The following is a 22,159-nucleotide window of genomic DNA, read 5'->3' on the forward strand; positions in this document are numbered from 1 at the left end:
CTTCGGAAAGGGCACGGGGCAGCCTGGCCGCTCGCCCCGCGCCTTGTTCAGGAAGCCCTAGAGCTCGGGCTGGCCGACGAGCGCGGCGTTGAAGCCGATCTCGGGAGTCGCCTCTGAGAAGATCGAAGCGAACCAGCCGGGATTGGCGACGATCGCCGGGCTGAAGGCGTTGCAGCCGGCCTTCATCTCATCCCAGGTGCCTTCCTTGCAGAGCTGGATCGTCTCGTTGGTGACGAGCGGCAGCGGCAGCACGGTCAGCTTCGGCACGTCCTTGCCTTCCAGCTTCTCGACCGCAAGCTTGAGGGCGAGACCACCGGAATAAGGCGGCGAGGCGTAGGAAATGCGCGGCGCACCGAGCGGTGCATAGGGTCCGGACGCACCCTCGACCTCGGTGCCGACAGGCAGCATCTGGATACGGCCGCCGTTGGCGCCTTCACCGGCACAGGGGATCAGCTCTTCGGGGGTCTTGCCCGCTTCGAGCTGCATGGCATTGGCCGTATAGCAACCGACCTGCATCCACAGACCGTCAATGTCGTCCCAGCTCTGGGTGGCGAGGATCTTGGAGAGTTCGGTCCGGGTGACCGCCTGGCTCCACATGCCAACCGCTTCGGCGACGATGTTGATGTCGGGATTCTCTGCGAAGACTTCCATCGCCGCCGCAGTCCGCTGCGTATCGACCGAAGTACCGGGAACGCCGGTCAGGACAACGATATTGCCCTTGCCGTCGAGCTTCTCGACCAGCCACTCGGCGGTGACCCGGCCGGCTTCTTCCTGGTCGATGTGGATGTTGTAGGCGCATTCCTCGGTGATCTCGGCGTCATAGGCAAAGATCAGCACGCCCTTGTCGCAGGCATTCTTGACGACCTGGTTCAGCGCGGTCGGCGAGATCGGAAAGACGACGATCGCGTCGGCGCCCTGCTGGACCATGGCATTGATCTGCTGGATCTGGCGCTGGGCGTTCGGACCGGCGACCTGGACCTGCAGGTCGACCTTATCGGCCATGCTCTTATGGGCCGCCATCGCCTTGACCATGTTGGCGGCCTCGGCCTGCCAGTCATTGCCGATGTAGCTCATGCTCAGGAAAATCTTGTACTTTTCCTGGGCCTGCGCCGCCATGCCGGTCAACGCCGCCCCCCCGAAGAGAAGGGCCGCCGCGGCTGCGGTGCCAATGATTCGTGATGCTCGTTTCATGCAGTTCCTCCCTGGTATTCCGGTCATGGGGGTTCATGAGCCGATCTATTTTCTTGTGATCATAGATCAAATGTCAAAGATCGTGCAAGATGGGATCGGGGCGTTTATAAGCGGCGCGCCGCAGCGGGCGATCGGGAGGCAGGTGGAGACGAAATGGGGACTGCGGCCGACAAACCGGGCATCCAGGTCGAGCCGTTGACGCGGGATACCCTGCAGCAGCGCGTCTACCATCAGGTCGCCGGCCTGATCCTCGATGGGGGGATTGCACCGGGACAACTCGTCACCATCCAGAGCCTGGCGGACTCCTTCGGCGTCAGCACGATGCCTGTGCGCGAGGCGATGAAGCGGCTCACCGCCGAGAAGGCGCTGACCGTAGTCTCCGGCCGATCGATGGGCATCCCGCCGCTCACCCTCGAGCGGCTGGATGACCTGAGAAAGGTGCGGCTGGAACTCGAGGGTGCGGCGGCCGCCTGGGCGGCAACGCGTTTCGACAAGGCGTCGCTCGCCGGGCTGGAAGTCGACCTCGACAGGATGGACCGGGCGATCGCGGCAAGCGACGCCAAGGCATTCCTCCAGGCCAACCGCTCGTTTCATTTCGGCGCCTACCGGGCGTCGAAGTCGCCGACGCTGGTCTCTCTGATCGAGATCGTCTGGCTGCAGATCAGCCCCTATTTCAACCTGCTGCGCGGCTCGGGCAACTATGTCGCGGCAAACGCCAACCACCGCAGCATGGCCGAGGCGCTGAAACGCGGCGATGCCGATGCCGCCCGCGCCGCGATCGCCGGCGACATCAACGGCGCCTACGAGGTGCTGGCGAAACTGCTCGACTGACCGACGCCTTTCGTCCGTTTGGTGACTGACGCCCTCTCCTGCGGCCGTTATCGTGGGGCGACGAGAATCACGATCGGGCGCTTCGCGGCCGCCGATTTTCCGCGATCCGCCGGACTCCTTCCGACATTCCAACCGGGAACCTTCGCCCGATGATGCAGGACGCCTTTATCGAGAAGCTCGAAACGACGCTGGCCGAGTTGAAGGCTGGCGGCCTTTTCAAGACCGAGCGGCTGATCGCCGGGCCGCAGGGCGGCCATGTCGATGTCGCGTTGAATGGCGAGAAACGCCCCTTCGTCAATCTCTGCGCCAACAACTATCTTGGCCTTGCCAACCATCCCGAGATCGTCGCGGCGGCCAAGGCTGCAATGGACGATTTCGGCTTCGGCATGGCCTCGGTGCGCTTCATCTGCGGGACGCAGACGCTGCATCGCGACCTTGAGCAACGAGTCGCCCAATACCTGCGGACGGACGACGCGATCCTCTTCGCCGCCTGCTTCGACGCCAATGGCGGGCTGTTCGAGCCGCTGCTCGGCGAGGACGACGCCATCGTCTCCGACGCGCTGAACCACGCCTCGATCATCGACGGCATCCGGCTGTGCAAGGCGAAGCGCTACCGCTTCGCCAACGGCGACATGGACGAACTGGACGACAGACTGAAGCAGGCGCGCAGCGACGGCGCGCGGACGATCCTGATCGCCACCGACGGCGTTTTCTCGATGGACGGCCATGTCGCGAAACTCGGCGCGATCTGCGATCTCGCCGAGCGCCACGGCGCGATGGTGATGATCGACGACTGCCATGCGACGGGCCACCTCGGCGACGGCGGCCGCGGCACACCGGCGCTGACCGGGGTCGAGGATCGCGTCGACATCATCTCCGGCACCTTCGGCAAGACGCTGGGCGGCGGCATCGGCGGCTTCATCGCCGCGCGCCAGCCGGTCATCGACCTCTATCGCCAGAAGGCGCGGCCCTATCTCTTCTCCAACAGCCTGCCGCCGCCGACCGTCGCCGGGGCGCTGAAGGCGATCGACATCGCCGAAAAGGCGGACGACCGCCGGGCCTTGCTGGCCAGCCACGCCAGCCGATTTCGCGCGGCGCTCACCGATGCCGGTTTCGACCTGATCGCCGGCGACACGCCGATCGTGCCGGTGATGGTCGGCGACGCGGAACGGGCGCAGCAGATGGCGAGCGCCCTCGGCGCGCGCGGCGTCTATGTCGCCGGCTTCTTCTATCCCGTCGTGCCGATGGGCAAGGCGCGGATCCGCACCCAGATGTCGGCGGCCCTGACCGACGCCGACATAACCTTCGCGGCCGACGCCTTCATCGACGCCGGCAAGCAACTCGGACTCATCTGAACGGACCGACCATGCGCGCACTCGTCAAGCAGAAAGCCGAACCGGGGCTCTGGCTCAGCGACGAACCGAAGCCGGAGATCGGGCCGAAGGACGTGCTGATCCGGGTCCGCCGTACCGGGGTCTGCGGCACCGACCTGCACATCTACAACTGGGACGACTGGGCGAGCAAAACGGTGCCCGTGCCGATGATCGTCGGCCACGAATATGCCGGCGAGGTCGTCGAGACCGGGGCGGCGGTGGATACGGTCAAGGTCGGCCAGCGGGTCTCCGGCGAGGGCCACGTGATCGGCATGCACAGCCGCGCCGCCCGGGCCGGGCGCTTCCACCTCGACCCCGAGACGCAAGGGGTCGGCGTCAATATTCCCGGCGCCTTCGCCGAATATGTCCGGATCCCGGCCTTCAACGTCGTCGCCCTGCCCGACGACATCGACGACGAGATCGGCGCGGTGCTCGATCCGCTCGGCAACGCGGTGCATACGGCGCTCTCCTTCGACATGGTCGGCGAGGACGTGCTGATCACCGGCGCCGGGCCAATCGGCATCATGAGCGCCGCCGTCGCCCGCCATGTCGGCGCCCGGCACATCGTCATCACCGACATCAACCCGACCCGGCTGAAACTCGCCGCCGAGGTGACCAGCGTCGTGCCGGTCAACACGGCGGAAGAGGACCTTCACGACGTGATGGCGAAGCTCGGCATGCGCGAGGGCTTCGACGTCGGGCTGGAGATGAGCGGCATCCCGGCCGCCCTCGACCAAATGCTCGACCACATGGTGGTCGGCGGGCGGATCGCCATCCTCGGCATCCCGTCCAAGCCAGCGCCGCTCGACCTCAACAAGATCATCTTCCGCCAGTTCACCGTCAAAGGCATCTACGGCCGCGAAATGTTCGAGACCTGGCACAAGATGCTGGCGATGCTGCAGAGCGGGCTCGACATCCGCAAGGTGATCACCCATCGGCTGCCGGCGGCGGAGTTCGAGACCGCCTTCCAGGTCATGCGCGCCGGCGAATGCGGCAAGGTGGTGCTGGAGTGGTAAGGCGTTCGAGGTGGCCGTCGTGTAGCCTTCGGGTCTCGTCCGGGGTGTCCTTCGGGGGTGCGTCCTTCGAGGCTCCGCTTTGCGGAGCACCTCAGGATGGCGGGGTCATTGTGCCGAGGACGCGAACGTCTGCACGTCGTGACCGAGGAACCACCCCGCCATCCTGAGGTGCCCGTCGTCAGACGGGCCTCGAAGGACGCACGACCTACTGCCCGCTCCTAGTATTCGTATTCGTAGTTCAGGCCGACCGAGCCCGACCCGTCGTCGCCGGCGGAGCCGCGCGCCTTGAGATTGCGGGTGATGTCGAGGTCGATGGTAACTCGGCCGGCGCCGCCGGTATCCTGCTCGACCCCGAGGCGGATGTTGTCGTTGATCCGCTTGCCGATGCCGACCGTCGTGCCGCCGGACTCGTTCTGGCGGACGTCGAGATCGTCGAGCCCGGTCATCTGGCGCACCCGGGTGAACAGGCCGTCGCCGCGGGCGAAGGCACCGGAGAACTGGCCGATCGCATCGACAAGTTGTGCCGCCTGGAAGGCGGTGAGACCGCTGACATTCCGGTCGAACAGGATCTGCGAGATGATCTCCTCCTCCGGCAATTGCGGGTTGGAGGTGAAGCTGATCACCGGGTCATCGGCCGGGCCGTCGACATTGACGATGGCCGTGACCTGCGAGGTGCGCGTCGAGGCCTCGAAGTCGAGAACCGGGACAAGATCGCCGGTGAAGGTCAGCCGGCCGCGGGTGAACTCGAAGCGCCGGCCAAGGACCTCGATACGGCCACGGGCCATTTCGAAGCCGCCGACGGTGACGGGATTGCCGATATCGCCGGTGACGGTGAGCGAGCCGCCGAGACTGGCATCGAGCCCGAAGCCGCGGACGATGATCGCCGTGCGGTTGGTGCTGGCGACCGTGATGTTCAGATTGAGGCCGCCGCTGGCCGAGCCGCCGCTGGAAGCGCTGGGCGCCGCCGGCCTGACCGGCGGGACAAAGCCGGGGGCGACATTGACATGCCGGACGTCGAGGGCCGCGCCGCCGCCGAAGCGGTCGGGCAGGAGGATGTCGGCGCGCGAGATATCGACGCGTCCGCCGACCGTGCCTGTGGTCATCAGCGGCCCGGTCAACGTCAGCGCGGCGGTGAAGGCGGCGTCGACCATCGTCCCGTCATTGTAGCGCCCGTTCTGCACGCCGATGGTCAGGTTGGCGGGAAGCCCGGCATCCGGGTTGATCGCGATCGATCCGCCGACGGTGATCTGGCCACCCTGGGCAAGCCGACCGGTGACGCCATTGATCGTCGCGGTCTGGCCGTTGAGGTTGATGCGGCCACCGATATCGGTGACGCCGAACCGCGTCTGGGAATCGATGATTGTGGCGTTCGACAGCGCAACAGTCCCCGATATCGACGTGGCGCTCGCCACCTTGAGATCGAGCGTGGCGGTGCCGCCGAGGTCGAGTTCGCGGTCGGTGAAGAGCCCGACGAGTTCGAGAGGCGCGGTGCCGGTCACGGTGATGTCCGGATCGCCGCCGGTGAACGGCACCCGGCCATTGGCCTGGAGCGTCGCCCCGGCGCCGGTCACCCGCGCGGCGATGGTGGTCGCGGCAGTGGTGGCTTCACCGCTGGCGGTAATGGCGAGGCCCGGCAGGCCGGCGGACTCGGTCTGCGCGACGGCGAAACCCGACAGTTCGGCCCGCCAGGCGATCGCCGGCGCCGCCGTGGTGCCGGTCACCCTGGCCGAGCCGGTGATGGTTCCCCGTGCGCCGAGGCCGGGCGAGAACTGGTTGGCGATCGCCGCCGAGACACCCTCGATGGTGACATCGAGGCCGAGAGCCGGCGTCACCGGGCCGGCGATCGATACACGGCCGCCGCCAAGCGCGAGCCGCACGCTCTCGATACGCGTCTCGTCGCCGAGGCTGACCCGGGCCGGGCCGTCGATCTCGACGGGGAAACCGAAGGCTGTGCCGGACAGCCGGCTGACTTCAAGCGTCTGGCCCACGGCCTCGGTGGTCAGGCTGCCTGCGCCGTCGAGCCCGATTTCGGGGCCGCTGGCCTTGACGGCGAAGCGCGTCGTCGGGCCATCGACCTCGGCTGTCGCCTGGGCGCTGTCGATCCGGACGGACCCGGCGCTGATCCCAGCCGCGTCGATCGACCCGGCGATCTGCGGCGTGCCCAGCGCATCGTCGATGCGGACCGTGCCATCGGCCTTGTCGGCGACGAGCGTCGCGACAGCGATGTCGCGCGCGTTGAAGACGACATCGACGGCCTGGCGGCCGTCATCCGGCTGGAAGCGGATGCTGGCCTCGGCCGAGCCGGTCGCCTCGACAAGGGCAAGCGCGGCCAGGGTCGCGAGATTGGGCGCTTCGACCGACAGCGAGCCGGACAGCAGCCCGCCCTCCGCCTGCTCGATCGCGCCGGTGATCCGGTTCTCGGCGATGGCGAGATCGACGGCGGGAAAGGCGAATCGACCGGCCTCGATGTCGACCATCGCCTCGGCCGTGCCCTGCAGGGGCCGGCCGGCGAAGGATCCGCCAAGGGTCAGCATGCCGCGCCATCCGGTGTCGACCGGCTCGCCCTGGACGCGGACCGTGGCATCGGCGACGGGCTGGCCGACCAGTTCGCCATCGGCGACGGCGACCGTCGCGTCGAAGGTCGGCCGGTCGAGCGAGCCGGCGATCTCGCCGGTCACCGTGGCGGCGCCGCGCGACTGTTCGGCTATCAGGGCGAGATCGGCGATATCGCCCGAGAAACGACCGTCGATGGCCGATCCATCGAGCGAGACGTTGCCGGCAAGGGTCACGGCGGCGCCGTCGACCGACAGGTCCTCGATGGACAGCCGCCCCGTGGGATCGTCGGCAAAGGTCAGGGCGAAGCGCGTTTGTCCGGTCAGCAGCGGGGCGATCGCCGGTTCGCCGGGATCGAGGTCCGTTGCGGTTCCCTCGATCGCCAGCCGCATGCCCTCGGCACCGAAGAAGCGGCCGTTCAGGGTCGCCGCGAGGGCGCCGGAGAGATCGCGACCGACCAGCGCGCCGATCGGCGCCAGGTCGCCGAAGCGCGCCCGCAATTCGCCGGTGGCTTCGTCCGGCGCGACATCGCCGGCAAACAGCGCCCGGCCGCCAAGCGCCGAGAGGTCGACATCGACCCTGGCCGCGGTCGCCGGCACGTCGAGTGTCCCGTCCGCGGTCACCAGCAGGGGCTCGGCCTCGGTCGCCGTCAGGCGGGTGGTGCCGAGGTCGATCGCATCGGCCTCGACGCGAAGGGCAAAGGGCAGGCTCTCGTCGGCCAGCGGATCGTCGCCTTCCGCCTCGACGGCGAGCGACAGGCCGATGCCCGGGATGGCGATGCCATTGACCGCGAGGCCGGCGATGCGGCCGATCAGGTCGAGGCGATGGGCGGACTCGGCCGGCTTGATCTCGCCGGACAGCGACAGGGAGTCGATGCGTAGCGGCGCGTCGCCACCGACTGGCAGCGACAGCGGGCCGCCGGCCGGATTGGCGGCATCGACCCTGAGCGTCATGGCGGTATCCGCGCCACCCAGGACGCCGGAGGCGCTTGCCTGAACCGCGCCGGTGGAAACCTGGCCATCATGAATGACGATGCGCGGCAGGCTGGCCCCCGCAACGCTGCTCCATTCGAGGTCGACAGCGACATCGATGGTGCCGGCGAGGAGATCGGCGAAACCGGCCGGCACGAACTCCCCGAGGTCGCCATCGCCGTTGACGACAAGGCGCTGGGCATCGCCGGCCGCGGCAAGGCCGACCTTGCCAGCGAACCGCGCCGCGCCGTCCGAGGTCAGCGACACCGCGCCGGTCAGGCCGCTTTCGGACAGGGATGTCTGGGCGACAAGGCGGTATCCGGGCCCGGCTTCGCGGCCGAGCAGGCCGACGAGAATGCCGTCCGCCGCTTCGTCCAGCGTGACGTCGAGGGCGATCGGCGCCGAGCCGTCGGCGCGGGCAACCGATGCCGCGATGGTGCCGGCGCCGCCATCGATGCGGTCGGCATTGAGCTGCGCCTCGATACCGCCATCGCTGCGCAGGGCAAAGTTGCCGGCGACGGCAAGTGCCGCGGGCTGGCCGACAAGGCCCGCGCCGAGTTCCAGCCGGGCGATCTCGAGCCGGTCGACGGCGAGCGGAAACAGCCCCCCACCGCCTTCCGTGTCGGCGGCCGGCGGCAGCACCGGCTGGCGCATGACGGCGATCCGTTCAGCCGTGACGGAATCGAGATCGATGCGCCCGGAAAACAGCGCCCCGACATTGAGATCGATCGCCAGGCCGTCGACTTCTGCGAAGGTCCCCTGGGTATCGGCAACAACGACGCCATCGGCGCCAAAGGCGAAAGGCGGCCAGCCGGAAAGCGAGCCGATCGACAGCGTCAGGCCGTCGCCGGACACCGCGCGCTCAATGAAACCGGCCAGCATCGACCGCCCCGGCGGCGTGGCGAGCAGCACCAGCACCAGGCCGAAAAGCACGACCAGGCCGAGAAGGGCCATCCCTGCATAACGAAGCGCGCGCCGCATTCCGAGTTGCTGTTTCCTTATTGCGTCCGGCCGGTCAGAAGGCCTGACCCAAGCCTACATAGAGCGCAATTGAGGGGTCATCACGGCGGGGATCGAGCGGAACAGCCAGATCGACCCTGAGCGGCCCGACCGGGGTCAGGTAGCGGATGCCGCCGCCGACGCCGACCTTGAGATTGGTGACATCGGGCACGATGTCGCGATAGGCGTTGCCCGCATCGACGAAGGCGACGACGCCGAAGGAATCCGAGATGCGGTAGCGCACCTCGCCGGAGACGGCGAAATTGCTCCGGCCGCCGACCGGGTCGCCGTCCTTGTTGCGCGGTCCGATATTCTCGTAGCCATAGCCGCGTACCGATCCGGCGCCACCGGCGTAGAGCCGCCGGCTCGCGGCGACATTGCGTTTGTTCTCGACGGTCAGCACGCCGGCCTGGACGCGCCCGGCGAGAATGAAGCGTCTCTCGGCGTCGATGGCCTGGTAGATCGAGATGTCTTCCTTGAAGGTGGCGAAGACCTCGTCGTGGAGGAAGTCGTAGGCCGGGGCCGCCTCGAGATGGACGTTGAAGCCGCGAGTCGGATCGAGCCGGTTGTCGCGCGTGTCCCAGTCGACGGCACCAGTCAGGGTCGCGATCAGGTAGTCCTTGTTAGGCACCGCCTCATCGATCTGGGTGTTCTCGAGTTCCAGCAGAACCGAGCCGGACACCGTGTCGGTGAAGACGCGCGAAAGCCCGCCCTCGATCTCCTGCGTCGTCGCCCGATAGGCGTCGGTGGTGTCGCGGAAAGCTTCGGCGCGCAGCGTGAAGTCGGTCATCGGATCGAAGACGGCGGGTTTCTTGAATTTGGCGGCCAGGCGATAGTCCGGTTCGTTGAAGGCGGAATCGAACAGCCGCGAGATCTCCGCCGACAGCCGGAGCGACTCGGCGCCGCCCCAAAGGTTGCGATCAGCCCAGTAGATCTCGGCCCCGGCGCCCTCGGTGTTGGAATAATTGACGCCGGCGCCGATGACGTGGCGCTTGCGTTCGGAGACGATGATCTCGACCGGAATGGTGCCATCCGGGTCGAGGTGGTCGGCCGGAACGATGCGGACGCTCTCGAAGACGCCAAGATCGCGCAGGCGCTGTTCCGCCCGCCGGGTGGTCCTCGGCGAGTAGAGCGTGCCGGGGTCGATGCCGGCCCGCCCCTCGATGAGGGTCGGCTTGACCCGATCGGTACCGCTGACGGTGACCCGGCCGAAATCGGCGATGGGGCCGGGATCGACGGTAATGGTGACGTCGAGCGTCCGGTTGCCGTGGTCGGCGACGACATCGCTGCCGGAAATCGCAGCGAGCGGATAACCCTCGTCCCGCCACCCCCCGACGATCCTGTCCTCGGCGCTGATGATGCGGCCCGACTCGGCGATCTCGCCGGGGGCGATGCGCAGGTCCTCGATCGTCATGTCCGGGGGCAGCGGATTGGCCCGGACGGTGCCGAAGACGAACTGCGGCCCGGCGGTGATGACGACCCTGACCGGAACCGGCTGCGGGCCGATCGGATCGAAGGGGCTCCAGCTGTCGAGCGGACGGCCGCCGATCGTGATGGCGACCTCGCCGGCATAACGGGCGTTCTGGTAGAGGACGGCGGTGAGGCTGCCGATATCCTGACGCGCCCGGGCGAGAAGCCCGACCGCCCCCGATGTCGGCGTTTCGCGGCGGTTATAGAGCGACGAGGCGTTGCGCAGCGTCCGGTCGAAACGGCGATTGCTGCCGACGACCTCGATATCGACGGTGTAGGTGACGGGATCGGGAACGACTTCCTCGACCTTGTCGCGTCTGGTGAAGGGCCAGATGGCAAAGGCAGGGGTAGCGGCGCTCTCCGCGAGGAGTGCGACGGCCAGCACAGCAGCGAGGCGTCCGGGACTCCGAAGACGCAATACAACCCATCCCCATCACTGAAGCACCGCGACAGGCGGCGCCCCGGCCCACCGGACCTTCATTTCCCCGCGAGTTTAGCAGTCCATCCCTGAATCGCGAGTTTACCGCCCGGCACCCGTCCCACGCCGTCCTTCATGAAGGAAAATCAACGCCAAGGCACGCGGTTTTGCCGGATTCGGGCGGATTCCCACGACCGATCACATCGGTAACGCGCTGCGGAATGCAAAAGATCCACGGACCGCCTCTACAACCCTTGATTGTCCAACCTGATTCTGCTGCTCAACGCGCCGTCCAGCCACCGTCGACCGTCACCACAGAGCCAGTGACATAGGTGCTTGCCGGCGCGGCGAGGAAAAGCATGGCGGTCGCCAGTTCGTCGGAATTTCCGAAGCGGCCCAACGGAATCCGCTCGATCAGTTGCCGCATGCGGTCGGGGTCGTTGCGCAGCGCCTCGGTGTTGTCGGTGTCCATGTAGCCGGGGGCGATGGCGTTGACGGTGACGCCGTGGGGGGCGAGATCGTTGGCCAGCAGGCGGGTCAGGCCGACGATTCCGTGCTTGCTGGCGGTGTAGGACGGCACCCGGACACCCCCCTGGAACGACAGAATCGAGGCGATATTGACGATGCGTCCCGCGATGCCGCCGTCGATCATGTGGCGCGCAACGGCTTTCGAGAGGAAGAAGGCGCTCTTGAGATTCACCTGCATCACGTCGTCCCAGTCCGATTCCGGGAAATCGAGGATATCGGCGCGACGGACGATGCCGGCATTGTTGACCAGGATGTCGATGTGGCCGTGCGCGGCGACCGCTTTGGCGACCAGCGCCTCGAAATCCTGGGAATCCGACAGGTCCGCCGTTATTTCGGCGAAGGCACGGCCCCGCGCCGTCACGCCGGCGCCGGTTTCATCCATGGCATTGGGGCCGAGGCCGATGATATCGGCGCCGGCGTCGGCCAGTGTCAGGGCCAGCGCCTGGCCGAGGCCCCGCCGGGCGCCGGTGACAAGGGCGACCTTGCCGGTGAGGTCGAAGAGATTGGTGATTGTCATGGGCTGGTTCTTAGCAGGCCGGGTCGCGGTTTTCTCCCCCGGGAAGCGGCATTCGTTGCAGGGTGTTGCTGCCGCGCTATTGCGCACGCCCAATTTTGTTGCAATTTGAGATCAGGAGGGCGGTCCTGAGTCGATCCGGGGCTTGAAAACCCTGCGGATGGCCCGGTATTTGCTCGCCGGAGACCCATTGTAGCAGAAGCGGACACGTCCTCTTGTCGATATCCCATGACGCTGAAATCTCCCGGTTGCTGACCGACTATCGCCACGGCAACAAGCCGACCGACACCATCGAAGCGGCCTTTGACGCGATCGAGGCGACGGACGACCCGGGCATCTTCATTTCGCTCGTCGATCGCGACGACGCACTGGCCCAGGCGCGCGAGCTCGGCGGGCGGATCGACCCGACCAAGCCGCTCTACGGCGTGCCCTTCGCGGTGAAGGACAATATCGACGTCGCCGGGCTGCCGACCACCGCCGCCTGCCCCGACTATGCCTATACGCCGACGGCATCGGCCCCGGCCGTCGACCGGCTGGTCGAGGCAGGCGCGATCCTGATCGGCAAGACCAATCTCGACCAGTTCGCCACCGGGCTGGTCGGCACGCGGACGCCCTATCCGGTGCCGCGCAACGCGCTCGACCCGTCGCTGGTCCCCGGCGGCTCGTCGTCCGGCTCGGCCGTTGCGGTGGCGCGGGGGCTCGTCTCCTTCGCGCTCGGCACCGACACGGCGGGCTCCGGCCGGGTTCCGGCGGCGCTCAACAACATCGTCGGCCTGAAGCCAAGCTGCGGGGCTCTGTCGACCCGCGGCGTCGTGCCGGCCTGCCGGTCGCTCGACTGCATCTCGATTTTCGCCGGCACGGTCGCCGACGCGTGGTCGGCCTTCTCGGTCGCCGCCGGCTATGACAAGGGCGATCCGTGGTCCCGCCCCCTGCCGCTCGGACGACCGACCCTGCCGCCGTCGGTGCGCATCGGCGTTCCCGACGACAAGAGCCGCGTCTTCGGCAGCGACACGGCGGCGGCGGCTTTCGACGCCGCGGTCGACCTTTTTCCGGACGTCGGACCAGCGCATCGTGCCGTCGACCTGACCCCTTTCTTCGCCACCGCCGCGCTCCTCTACGAAGGCGCCTGGGTGGCCGAGCGCTACCAGGCGATCCGCGACTTCATCGAGGGGCGGCCTGAATCCCTGCATCCCGTTACCCGGCAGATCATCGAGGGCGCGACGTCGCTCTCGGCGGCCGACGCCTTTGCCGGCATCTACCGGCTGGCGGAACTGAAGCGGGCGACAGCCGGCATCTGGAACGACATCGACGTGCTGGTCGTCCCCTCCATCCCCGACGTGTGCACGCTGGCCGACATCGAGGCCGATCCGATCGGGGCCAATGCGCGGCTCGGCACCTATACCAATTTCGTCAACCTGCTCGATCTCTGCGCGCTGGCGGTGCCCGGCCCGTTCCGCGGCGACGGGCTGCCCTCCGGCGTGACGCTGATCGCGCCGGCGGGACGGGACGGTCTGCTCGCCGCCGTCGGCGCGGCGCTGCATGGCGCAGCCGGGGTGCGGATCGGCGCCAATGGCTTCAAGATCCCGGCGGTCGCGGCCCAACCGGCCGAGGCGCCGCTGGCCAGCGTCGAGGTCGCCGTGGTCGGCGCCCACCTGTCGGGCATGGCGCTCAACCACCAACTGACGTCGCGCGGCGGGGTGTTCGTCCGCAAGGCCGAGACGGAGCCGACCTATCGCCTGTTCGCGCTGCCCGGCGGGCCGCCGCCCCGTCCCGGCCTGATGCGGACCAACCAGATCGGCAACGCGATCGAGACCGAGGTATGGGCGCTGTCGCGCGAGGCCTTCGGCGATTTCGTCACCACCATCCCCTCGCCGCTCGGCATCGGCACGCTCAATCTCGGTGACGGAACCACGGTGAAGGGTTTCCTCTGCGAAGCGGCGGCCATCGACGGCGCCCGGGACATCTCGAGCTTCGGCGGCTGGCGCGCCTATATCGCCTCGCTGGGCTAAGCAGCCGGCTCCCCGGCGAGCGCGATGAAGCGGCGCAGCGTCGGCGCCGAACTGTCGGTGCGCCAGGCCAGCCCGGTTTCCATGACCGGCGGCTTTTCGGCCAGCGGCAGGTAGGCGACGCCCGGCCGGGCGAGGCCGCGCATCGACTCCGGCACCAGGGCGATACCGATCGCCGCCGAGACAAGGCCGATGATCGTCTGCATCTGCACCGCCTCCTGGACGATCGTCGGCGTGCTGCCCGCCCCGACGTAATAGCCGGTGATCAGGTCGTGCAGCGCCGGGGCGCTCTGGCGGGGAAACAGGACCAGCCCCTCGTTGCGGATCTGGCTGAAGCGGAGCTTGCCCTTCGACGGCCTGATCCGGCCACTCGCCATCCATGATTCAGGCACGACGGCTACCAGCTTCTCGCGATGGAGCGGCAGGTAGCCGAGCTGCGGCGGGGTGATCGGCTGCGGCGCGGCAACCAGCAGCCCGGCATCGACATCGCCATCGAGCAGCCAGTCGATCTGGATGTCGCTGGTCGCCTCGCGCAGCGACACCTCGACCTGCGGGAACTGCGCCTTGAAGCGGCTGATCAGCGGCGGCATGACGCTGTAGGTGGCGGTGCTGACAAAGGCGAGGCGCAACGCGCCGACCTCGCCGCGCGACAGGCGCAACGCGATGTCCGGCAGGTCGGCCGCCTCGGCCAGCAGCTTTCGGACATAGGGCAGCCATTCGGCGCCGACCGCGGTCAGCGCGACGCTGCGGCGGGTGCGGGCGAAGAGCCGGACGCCGAGCGTCGCCTCCAGCGCCTGGATGCTCTGGCTGAGCGGCGGCTGGGTCATGTTGAGCTTCTCGGCGGCGCGGCCGAAATGCAGCGTCTCGGCGACGGCGACAAAATGGCGAAGCTGGCGGAGGTCCATGCGATTAATATATTCTGCGACCCAATAGAGTGTAAAATATATATTTTACAGTCGTTTCAGAAGGCTTTACGGATGCTCCAAACGCAGGATCAGGGAGCCGCGCCATGCCAAACAACGAACGCTCGAGCCACATCACCGAGGGCGTCGCCCGCTCGCCCAACCGGGCGATGTATTACGCCATGGGCTACAAGGACACCGACTTCGCCAAGCCGATGATCGGCATTGCCAACGGCCACTCGACGATCACGCCATGCAACGCCGGCCTGCAGCCGCTGGCGGATGCGGCGGTCGCCGCGGTCAAAGACGCCGGCGGCAACCCGCAGATCTTCGGCACGCCGACGATCTCCGACGGCATGTCGATGGGCACCGAGGGGATGAAATACTCCCTCGTCTCGCGCGAGGTCATCGCCGACTGCGTCGAGACCTGCGTCCAGGGCCAGTGGATGGACGGCGTCCTGGTCATCGGCGGCTGCGACAAGAACATGCCGGGCGGCATGATGGGCATCGCCCGGGCCAATGTCCCGGCGGTCTATGTCTATGGCGGCACGATCAAGCCCGGCCGCTGGAAGGGCAAGGACCTGTCCATCGTCTCGGCCTTCGAGGCGGTCGGCTCCTACTCGGCCGGCAACATGAGCAAGGAAGATTTCGACGGCATCGAGCGCCATGCCTGCCCGTCGAGCGGCTCGTGCGGCGGGATGTTTACCGCCAACACGATGAGCTCCTCCTTCGAGGCGCTCGGCATGTCGCTGTTCTATTCCTCGAACATGGCCAACCCGGACCAGGAGAAGATCGACTCCGCCGCCGAGTCGGCCCGCGTCCTGGTCGAGGCGGTGAAGAAGGGCCTTAAGCCGCGCGACATCATCACCCGCAAGTCGATCGAGAATGCCGTCTACCTGATCATGGCGACCGGCGGCTCGACCAACGCCATCCTCCATTACCTCGCCATCGCCCATGCGGCGGAAGTCGACTGGACGCTCGACGACTTCGAGCGGATCCGGCTCAAGGCGCCGGTGCTCTGCGACCTCAAGCCGTCGGGCAAATACATGGCGGTCGACCTGCACAAGGCCGGCGGCGTGCCGCAGGTGCTGAAGCTGCTGCTCGACGCCGGGCTGCTGCACGGCGACTGCATGACGGTGACCGGGCGGACGATGGCCGAGGAACTCGCCGATGTGCCCGCCAAGCCGCGCGACGACCAGGACGTCATCCACACGATCGACAACGCGCTCTACAAGGAAGGCCACCTTGCCATCCTGCGCGGCAACCTCGCCGAAGGCGGCGCGGTCGCCAAGATCACCGGTCTCAAGAGCACGACCATCACCGGCCCGGCCCGCGTCTTCGACGACGAGCAGTCGGCGATGGATGCGATCATGACCGACAAGATCAAGGCCGGCGACGTTCTCGTCCTGCGCTATCTCGGACCGAAGGGCGGTCCGGGCATGCCGGAGATGCTGGCGCCGACCTCGGCGATCATCGGCCGCGGCCTCGGCGACGCCGTCGCGCTGATCACGGACGGGCGGTTCTCCGGCGGCACATGGGGCATGGTGGTCGGCCATGTCACTCCGGAGGCCTATGTCGGCGGCACCATCGCACTGATCGAGGAAGGCGACACGATCACCGTCGACGCGCACAAGCAGCTTCTGCAGCTCAATGTCGACGACGCCGAGATCCAGCGCCGCCGCGAGGCCTGGCGCCAGCCGGCGCCGCGCTACACCCGCGGCGTGCTGGCCAAGTTCGCGGCGCTCGCCACCTCCGCTGACAAGGGCGCGGTGAGCGGCTGAACGAAAACAACGCGACTGGCCCGAGCGGGCCAGTCGCGCGATGCTGTCGGGACCGTCGTCCGTCGTCGCCTAGCCGGCGAAGCGGGCGACCAGCTTGTCGAAGAGACGATCGGGCAGAGCCCGGCGCAGGAAGACCAGCAGGCGGCCATATTGCCCGGCGCGGTAGCGGGTCTTCGGCCGCGGCGCGGCGACTGCCCGGGCAATGACATCGGCGATCACCGACGGCTTAGACCCCTGGCCCGGCGCCGCCGTCCTGGCAATGCCGGCCGCCATCTCGGCATAGGGGCCGTCACCGGACGCCGCCCGCACCTGCTCGCCCAGAATCTCGTTGAAGCCGGTATCGATGGCGCCCGGGGCGACGATCACCACGTCGATGCCGAAGGGTGCGGTCTCCAGCCGCAAGCAATCCGAGAAGCCTTCCACCGCATGCTTGGTGGCGTGGTACCAGGCGCCGAGCGGCGTGTAGATCACCGCGCCCATCGACGAGATGTTGATGATGGTCCCGGACTTCTGCGCCCGCATTCCGGGCAGGACCAGCTGCGTCATCCGGGCGAGGCCGAAGAGGTTGACCTCGAACTGCCGCCGCGCGTCGTCGATCGGGACATCCTCGACGGCGCCATAGACCGCATAGCCGGCGTTGTTGACCAGGACGTCGATCCGACCTTCCCGGGCCAGTATCTCATCGACGGCGGCAGTCATCGACGCCTCGTCGGCGACGTCGAGCGACAGGACGTGGCCACCGGCGGCGGCGATCGACGCCATCGGCTCGGTGCGGCGGGCTGCGCCATAGACGGTATGCCCGGCCTCGACCAGCTTGAGCGCTGCCGCCAGGCCGATGCCCGACGAGGCGCCGGTGACCAGGATAACCTTGCTCTCATTCATCGACCGTCCCTCATTTCGGTTGCGAAGCCGCCACCGGACCTTTTATAAATGACTGTTGGTCACTTATTTAATGACCGCTGGTCATTTGTCAAAGGAAATCGCTGGTGACGTCGAAGACCCAGGTCGCGAAGCCGAGGCGAGCGCGCACCGCGGACCAGAAGCAGGACCGCCGTGCGGCGATCCTCGCTGCCGCCATCGCCTGCACGCGCGAGTCCGGCTTTGACGGCGTGACGATGAGCGGGCTGGCGAAACGGGCCGGCCTCGCCAAGGGCACGCTCTACCTCTATTTCGAAACGCGCGAAGAGGTCTTCCTGGCGCTTTATCTTGAGGCGCTGGGGGCCTGGGCGGCGCGCATCGCGGAGGCGCTCGCCCCCGGCATCGACGACGAGGCGGCGGTCGAGGCCCTCACCCGCGTGGCGCGGGACGACCGGCTCTTCGTCGAACTGGCGTCGCGGCTGGCGAGCGTCATCGAGCAAAATGTGCCGCTCGATACGCTGATCGAGGCCAAGCGCAATTCGCTGCCAATCTACATGGGCCTGGCGGGGACGCTGGAGGACCGTCTCGGCTTCGCCCCGGGCGACGGCCTGCGTTTCGGGTCGGCGATGGTGGCGCAACTCCTCGGCGCGGCACAGATCGACACCGGCGACCTGGCGACAAGGGACGCGCTGCCGGAGGACATCCGCGGCATCGTGGCGGTATCGCGGTTCGAGACGGTGTTCGCCGACGGGTTGCGGCTGCTGCTGGCCGGGATGCGACGGCGGCCCCGGCCGGATGCCGGAGCCTGACACGCAACCTGGCGCAGGACGCTGCCTCTACTTGCGGCGCTTCTTGCGCGCGGCGTAGCGGGCGTCGCGGGCGGCCTTCTGCTCGGCGAGCAGGGCGACCGCGGCATCGGCCTCGGCGCGCTTCCTGATCGCTTCCTGCTCGGCCTCTTCCTTGGCCAGACGCTCGGCCTCCTCGGCGCGGCGCTTCTCTTCCGCCGCCAGCCGTTCGGCCTCGACGCGCTTTTCTTCCTCGCGGGCCGCGGCGCGCTCTTCGCGTGCCTTGGCAGCCGCGGCGCGCTCTGCCTTGCGCGCTATGACGGCGGGGTCGTCGTCGCCGGGCCGGGAGCGAAAGCGCTCCAGCATCTCCTGCTTGGCTTTCTGTGCGGTAGCACGCCTTTCGGCGACATCATTATCCTTGAAACGGGGCATTGATCGCTCGGTTGGTCCTTGAAGGACGGTGGTGATGGGGTGGCGCCGACTCCTTGCGGCGCCGGACGGGTAGCACCGGCGCGGCCAAAATGCCAGCCGGAGTCGCCCGATCGGCCGACTTGCGGCGTCGAACCGCACCGATTCCGGTCGCTACGGCTTCAGGAGCGCCACGCCGCCGGGTTGCCCTTCGTAAACCCCTGGGTCCCAGAAGACCAGTTCCCGGGGGGAATGAGGTCCCCGGGACCGGAGGCCCCGATGAAAGGAACGGGGCGCCAACGCCCCGCCGGCCTCAGACGCCTCACGCCTTCGGCAGGTACGGGATGGTCCCCGCCAGATCGGTATCGTCGATGACATGGAACCGGCTGACACTGCCGGCCTGGCGCGCCTTTGCATAGGGCGCGTAGTCGGGATCGGCGGCGAACTCGTCCAGAGCCTTGCGCGTCGGAAACTGCAGGAGCGCCACGAGACTGGTATCGAGCGCGTCGCCTTCGACGGTGGCAACGTTGCCGCTGCGCGAAAGATACTTGCCGCCATGGCGATGGACGATCTCGTGGACCTTGGTGGCGTATTCGGGCACCCATGCTTCATCGGTGACCTTGATATCGGCGATCAGGAAGACGCTCATGGTCGGTTTCCTCGCTGTCCGGCGCATTGCCGGCGGGCCTCTGTTTCATGACCGATGAAGCTTCGCCGGGCGGTGCGCTGCCGCGCCAGTCCTGAAACTGAATCCGGGCGATACACTATCTGGACTGGAGCGGTCGACTGACACTGGTAGGGTCAGGCTCCTCAGCGAGGGAAGGCAAAGACAATGAGCCGGTCCGGATACAAGCAGTTCTGCCCCGTCGCCATGGCTTCGGAGGTCTTGTGCACGCGTTGGACACTTGTCCTCCTGCGCGAAATGATCGCCGGCTCGACCCGCTTCAACGACCTGCGGCGCGGCGTCCCGAAAATGTCGCCGACGCTGCTGTCGCAAAGGCTGAAGGAACTCGAGCAGGCCGGCATCGTCGAACGACGCCCCGTGCGCTCCGAGAAAGGCATCTTCGAATACAGCCTGACGCCGTCCGGCCAGGATCTGCGATCGGTGATCGAGGCCGTTGGGTTCTGGGGGCAAAAATGGGTCGAGTCGACCTTGTCCCTCAAGAATCTCGACCCGTCGCTGCTGATGTGGGACATGCGACGGAACCTCAATCCCGATCCGCTTCCCGATTCACGGTGCGTGATACAGTTTCTGTATTCGGACCTTCCGGCATCGAAGCGGAACTGGTGGCTGGTCGTCGAACCGGACGGCGAAGTCGATCTGTGCTGGGCCGATCCGGGATTCGATACGAACCTCTACGTCACGACGGACCTGCGCACGATGACCGCGATCTGGATGGGCCTCGACACCGTCCAGAAGGCGCGGCGTGACGACCGGATGACCCTCGTTGGCGACAAGCATCTCGCCAGGACGATGCAGGCCTGGCTCGGCCTCAGTCCATTCGCCACGCAGGAGAAGCTGGTCGCCTGAACTCCGGCCTATCCCGGATCATCAATGACGCTGACATGGGCGGCGGCGACGCGCCATCCGTCCGGCGTCCTGACCCAGGTCTGCATCTGGCGACCGACCTTGCCGCTCGCCGCGTCGCGGCGAAACAGGGTCGCGGCGACCGCCATGTCGGTTCCATAGGTGGTGATCACCGTCTTTTCGAGCGTCCGGGCCAGTCCGGCGGACGGGCGGCCAGCGCGGAAGGCGGCGATCTCGCCATAGCCGTAGAGGTTTTCGGTGACGCCGTAGCGGATCGTCGTCGGCGCATCGAGGAAAAGCCGTTCGAGCACCGCCACGTCGTTGCCGACCAGCGCCCGCTCGTATTCGGCAAACGCCGCTTCGACCTCGGCCTTTACTTCGGGGATATCGATCTCCACGTCCTGCTCCTTATCTGGTCCGGCATGGCCCTTGCTCGGCAAGCTGGCAAAGTGCCGGAGGAAAGCGATGCCCATCCTGATCAAGGACGCCTATCTCGTGCCGGGGGCCGGCCGGCCGCATCTGCCGCGCGCCGACATCCTGGTCGAAGGGGACCGGATTGCCGCGATTGGCCGGGACTTGCCCGCCGGCGACGCCGAAACCATCGACGCATCCGACCGCATCGTGCTGCCGGGTTTCGTCAACGCCCACACCCATTCCAACGAGAGTTTCGAGCAGGGCTTCTACGACGCACTGCCTCTGGAAGTGTGGCTGCTGCACAAGTATCCGCCTTTCGCGATCAAACCGCTGCCGGAGCGGGTCCACTATCTCCGCACCATGCTGCTCGCCATCGAAAGCGTGCGGTCTGGCGTCACGACCGTGCAGGACGACCTGATCAATCGCCTCGGCGAGACGGAAATCTTCGACGGCGCCGCGGCGGCCTATCGCGACATCGGGCTTCGCGCCGCGATCACCACCTCGATGAGCGACCGCGACATGATCGAGCCCCTGCCCTGGGTCGATGAGATGCTGGCGCCTTCGCTTCGCGACGAGCTCGCCACCATCAAGGCGAAGCCATGGCCGGACCATATCGCGCTGTTCGAGCGCCATTTCGCCAAGTGGGACGGCACGTCGGACGGCCGTATCCGCGTCATTCTCGGACCGCTGGGGCCGCAATGGTGCAGCGACGCGCTGATGCAGGCAACGACCGAGATCTCGCTCGCGCGCCGCATCCCGGTCCATACCCACACGCTGGAGAGCAAGGTTCACGCGGTCCAGGGCGAGATGCTCTACGGCAAGCCGATCGTCGAGCACCTTGCCGACATCGGCGTGCTGAACCCGAATTTCACGCTCAACCATGCCATCTGGCTGACCGACCGCGAACTCGACCTCATCGCCGAGCGCGGGTGCTCGGTCACCCATAATCCGGTGTCGAATCTCAAGCTTGGCGCGGGCATCGCCCGGGTGCCGGAGATGATCGCCCGCGGCATCAACATCGCGCTCGGCACCGACGGCACCTGCACCTCGGACCGCGCCGACATGCTGCGCTCGCTGGCGACGGCGGCCATCGTCCACCGGGTTGGCGAGATGGACTACGCGACATGGCCGACAGCCGAGGACGCGGTTCGCATGGCGACCGAGGGCGGCGCGCGCTCGGCCCTCCTCCACAATGAAACCGGCACGGTGACGGTCGGCATGAAGGCAGACCTCGTTCTCTACGACCGGTCCGACTACGGCTTCATCCCGCTCAAGGATGCCGTCGCCCAGCTGACCTACGCGGTCAATTCCGAGGCGGTGCGCACCGTGCTGGTCGACGGCCGTGTCATCATGCGCGAACGCATCCTCACCGGCATCGACGAGCCGGCGATCAAGGCGGAAATGAAGGAAGAGGCCGAGCGCTACTTGCGGGACCATGTTCCCGCCATGGAAGCGGCGGTCAAGCGCTTCGAGCCCTACTGGCGGCAGATGCAGCTTCGCGCCGGCGCCGAGACCGTTCCCGCCTCGACAGCCCCGGTCCGCCTCCCCTGCGGCTGTCACCCCGGTTTCGCCCATACCCGGACGCCCTTCACCGCCGAATGGACAGGCTGACG

The 22,159-nt window shown here is 67.4% G+C and carries 17 protein-coding genes; 8 read left to right on the forward strand and 9 right to left on the reverse strand.

Translation table 11 applies throughout. From position 1 onward, the window contains the following. Positions 1–57 precede the first annotated feature (57 nt). Positions 58–1,116, reverse strand: coding sequence for a sugar ABC transporter substrate-binding protein (locus BLT60_RS13635; protein ID WP_342028598.1), 1,059 nt, complete (start codon positions 1,114–1,116; stop codon positions 58–60). A gap of 228 nt (positions 1,117–1,344) precedes the next feature. Here BLT60_RS13635 and BLT60_RS13640 point away from each other — a divergent pair, with 228 nt between their 5' ends. The 3 genes from BLT60_RS13640 (at position 1,345) to tdh (ending at position 4,411) form a co-directional block, all read left to right on the forward strand. Beyond that, positions 1,345–2,022 (forward strand): GntR family transcriptional regulator, encoded by a 678-nt coding sequence (locus BLT60_RS13640; RefSeq protein WP_090877010.1) that lies wholly within the window; start codon positions 1,345–1,347, stop codon positions 2,020–2,022. 152 nt (positions 2,023–2,174) lie between these two features. Continuing rightward, positions 2,175–3,377, forward strand: coding sequence for a glycine C-acetyltransferase (locus tag BLT60_RS13645; RefSeq protein WP_090877180.1), 1,203 nt, complete (start codon positions 2,175–2,177; stop codon positions 3,375–3,377). Between the two features lie 11 nt (positions 3,378–3,388). Next, complete coding sequence (gene tdh / locus BLT60_RS13650; RefSeq protein ID WP_090877011.1) at positions 3,389–4,411, forward strand: L-threonine 3-dehydrogenase; 1,023 nt, start codon at positions 3,389–3,391, stop codon at positions 4,409–4,411. Between the two features lie 218 nt (positions 4,412–4,629). Here tdh and BLT60_RS13655 read toward each other — a convergent pair whose 3' ends face one another. From BLT60_RS13655 to kduD, 3 genes are all read right to left on the reverse strand, one after another. Continuing rightward, a complete protein-coding gene (locus tag BLT60_RS13655) occupies positions 4,630–8,916 on the reverse strand; it encodes a translocation/assembly module TamB domain-containing protein (RefSeq protein WP_139167834.1) in 4,287 nt (1,428 codons plus the stop codon). Between the two features lie 34 nt (positions 8,917–8,950). Further along, complete coding sequence (locus BLT60_RS13660; protein WP_090877013.1) at positions 8,951–10,789, reverse strand: autotransporter assembly complex protein TamA; 1,839 nt, start codon at positions 10,787–10,789, stop codon at positions 8,951–8,953. Positions 10,790–11,102: 313 nt separating this feature from the next. Then, positions 11,103–11,867, reverse strand: a complete 765-nt coding sequence (kduD, locus tag BLT60_RS13665) for a 2-dehydro-3-deoxy-D-gluconate 5-dehydrogenase KduD (protein WP_090877014.1) — start codon at positions 11,865–11,867, stop codon at positions 11,103–11,105. A gap of 212 nt (positions 11,868–12,079) precedes the next feature. Here kduD and atzF point away from each other — a divergent pair, with 212 nt between their 5' ends. Next, positions 12,080–13,873, forward strand: a complete 1,794-nt coding sequence (gene atzF / locus BLT60_RS13670) for an allophanate hydrolase (protein ID WP_090877015.1) — start codon at positions 12,080–12,082, stop codon at positions 13,871–13,873. On the opposite strand, the gene BLT60_RS13675 is transcribed toward atzF, so the two are convergent. Further along, positions 13,870–14,775 carry a LysR family transcriptional regulator gene (locus BLT60_RS13675; RefSeq protein ID WP_090877016.1) on the reverse strand — a complete coding sequence of 302 codons (906 nt, stop codon included), beginning with the start codon at positions 14,773–14,775 and terminating at the stop codon, positions 13,870–13,872. The genes atzF and BLT60_RS13675 overlap by 4 nt on opposite strands. Before the next feature lie 104 nt (positions 14,776–14,879). On the opposite strand from BLT60_RS13675, the gene ilvD reads away from it, so the two are divergent. Then, positions 14,880–16,553, forward strand: coding sequence for a dihydroxy-acid dehydratase (gene ilvD / locus BLT60_RS13680; RefSeq protein WP_090877017.1), 1,674 nt, complete (start codon positions 14,880–14,882; stop codon positions 16,551–16,553). Positions 16,554–16,622: 69 nt separating this feature from the next. Here the strand turns inward: ilvD and BLT60_RS13685 are convergent, their stop codons facing one another. Beyond that, on the reverse strand, positions 16,623–17,435 hold the full coding sequence (locus BLT60_RS13685; protein WP_090877018.1) for an oxidoreductase: 813 nt from the start codon (positions 17,433–17,435) through the stop codon (positions 16,623–16,625). Between the two features lie 104 nt (positions 17,436–17,539). Between BLT60_RS13685 and BLT60_RS13690 the strand changes: the two genes are divergently transcribed. Then, positions 17,540–18,220 carry a TetR/AcrR family transcriptional regulator gene (locus BLT60_RS13690; protein WP_175478428.1) on the forward strand — a complete coding sequence of 227 codons (681 nt, stop codon included), beginning with the start codon at positions 17,540–17,542 and terminating at the stop codon, positions 18,218–18,220. 27 nt (positions 18,221–18,247) lie between these two features. Here BLT60_RS13690 and BLT60_RS13695 read toward each other — a convergent pair whose 3' ends face one another. After that, entirely contained in the window at positions 18,248–18,628 is a 381-nt protein-coding gene (locus tag BLT60_RS13695; protein WP_090877020.1) for a DUF6481 family protein, read from the reverse strand. Between the two features lie 298 nt (positions 18,629–18,926). Next, the gene (locus BLT60_RS13700; protein WP_090877021.1) at positions 18,927–19,253 is read right to left on the reverse strand and encodes a DUF1330 domain-containing protein; all 327 of its coding nucleotides are present in this window, start codon (positions 19,251–19,253) and stop codon (positions 18,927–18,929) included. Positions 19,254–19,436: 183 nt separating this feature from the next. Between BLT60_RS13700 and BLT60_RS13705 the strand changes: the two genes are divergently transcribed. Continuing rightward, complete coding sequence (locus BLT60_RS13705; RefSeq protein ID WP_090877022.1) at positions 19,437–20,135, forward strand: winged helix-turn-helix transcriptional regulator; 699 nt, start codon at positions 19,437–19,439, stop codon at positions 20,133–20,135. An 8-nt stretch (positions 20,136–20,143) separates the two neighbouring features. Here the strand turns inward: BLT60_RS13705 and hpxZ are convergent, their stop codons facing one another. Then, entirely contained in the window at positions 20,144–20,530 is a 387-nt protein-coding gene (hpxZ, locus tag BLT60_RS13710; protein ID WP_090877182.1) for an oxalurate catabolism protein HpxZ, read from the reverse strand. A gap of 67 nt (positions 20,531–20,597) precedes the next feature. Here hpxZ and BLT60_RS13715 point away from each other — a divergent pair, with 67 nt between their 5' ends. Continuing rightward, on the forward strand, positions 20,598–22,157 hold the full coding sequence (locus tag BLT60_RS13715; RefSeq protein ID WP_090877023.1) for an amidohydrolase: 1,560 nt from the start codon (positions 20,598–20,600) through the stop codon (positions 22,155–22,157). Positions 22,158–22,159 lie beyond the last annotated feature (2 nt).

This window comes from Bauldia litoralis (genome assembly GCF_900104485.1).
Classification (GTDB): Bacteria; Pseudomonadota; Alphaproteobacteria; order Rhizobiales; family Kaistiaceae; genus Bauldia; species Bauldia litoralis.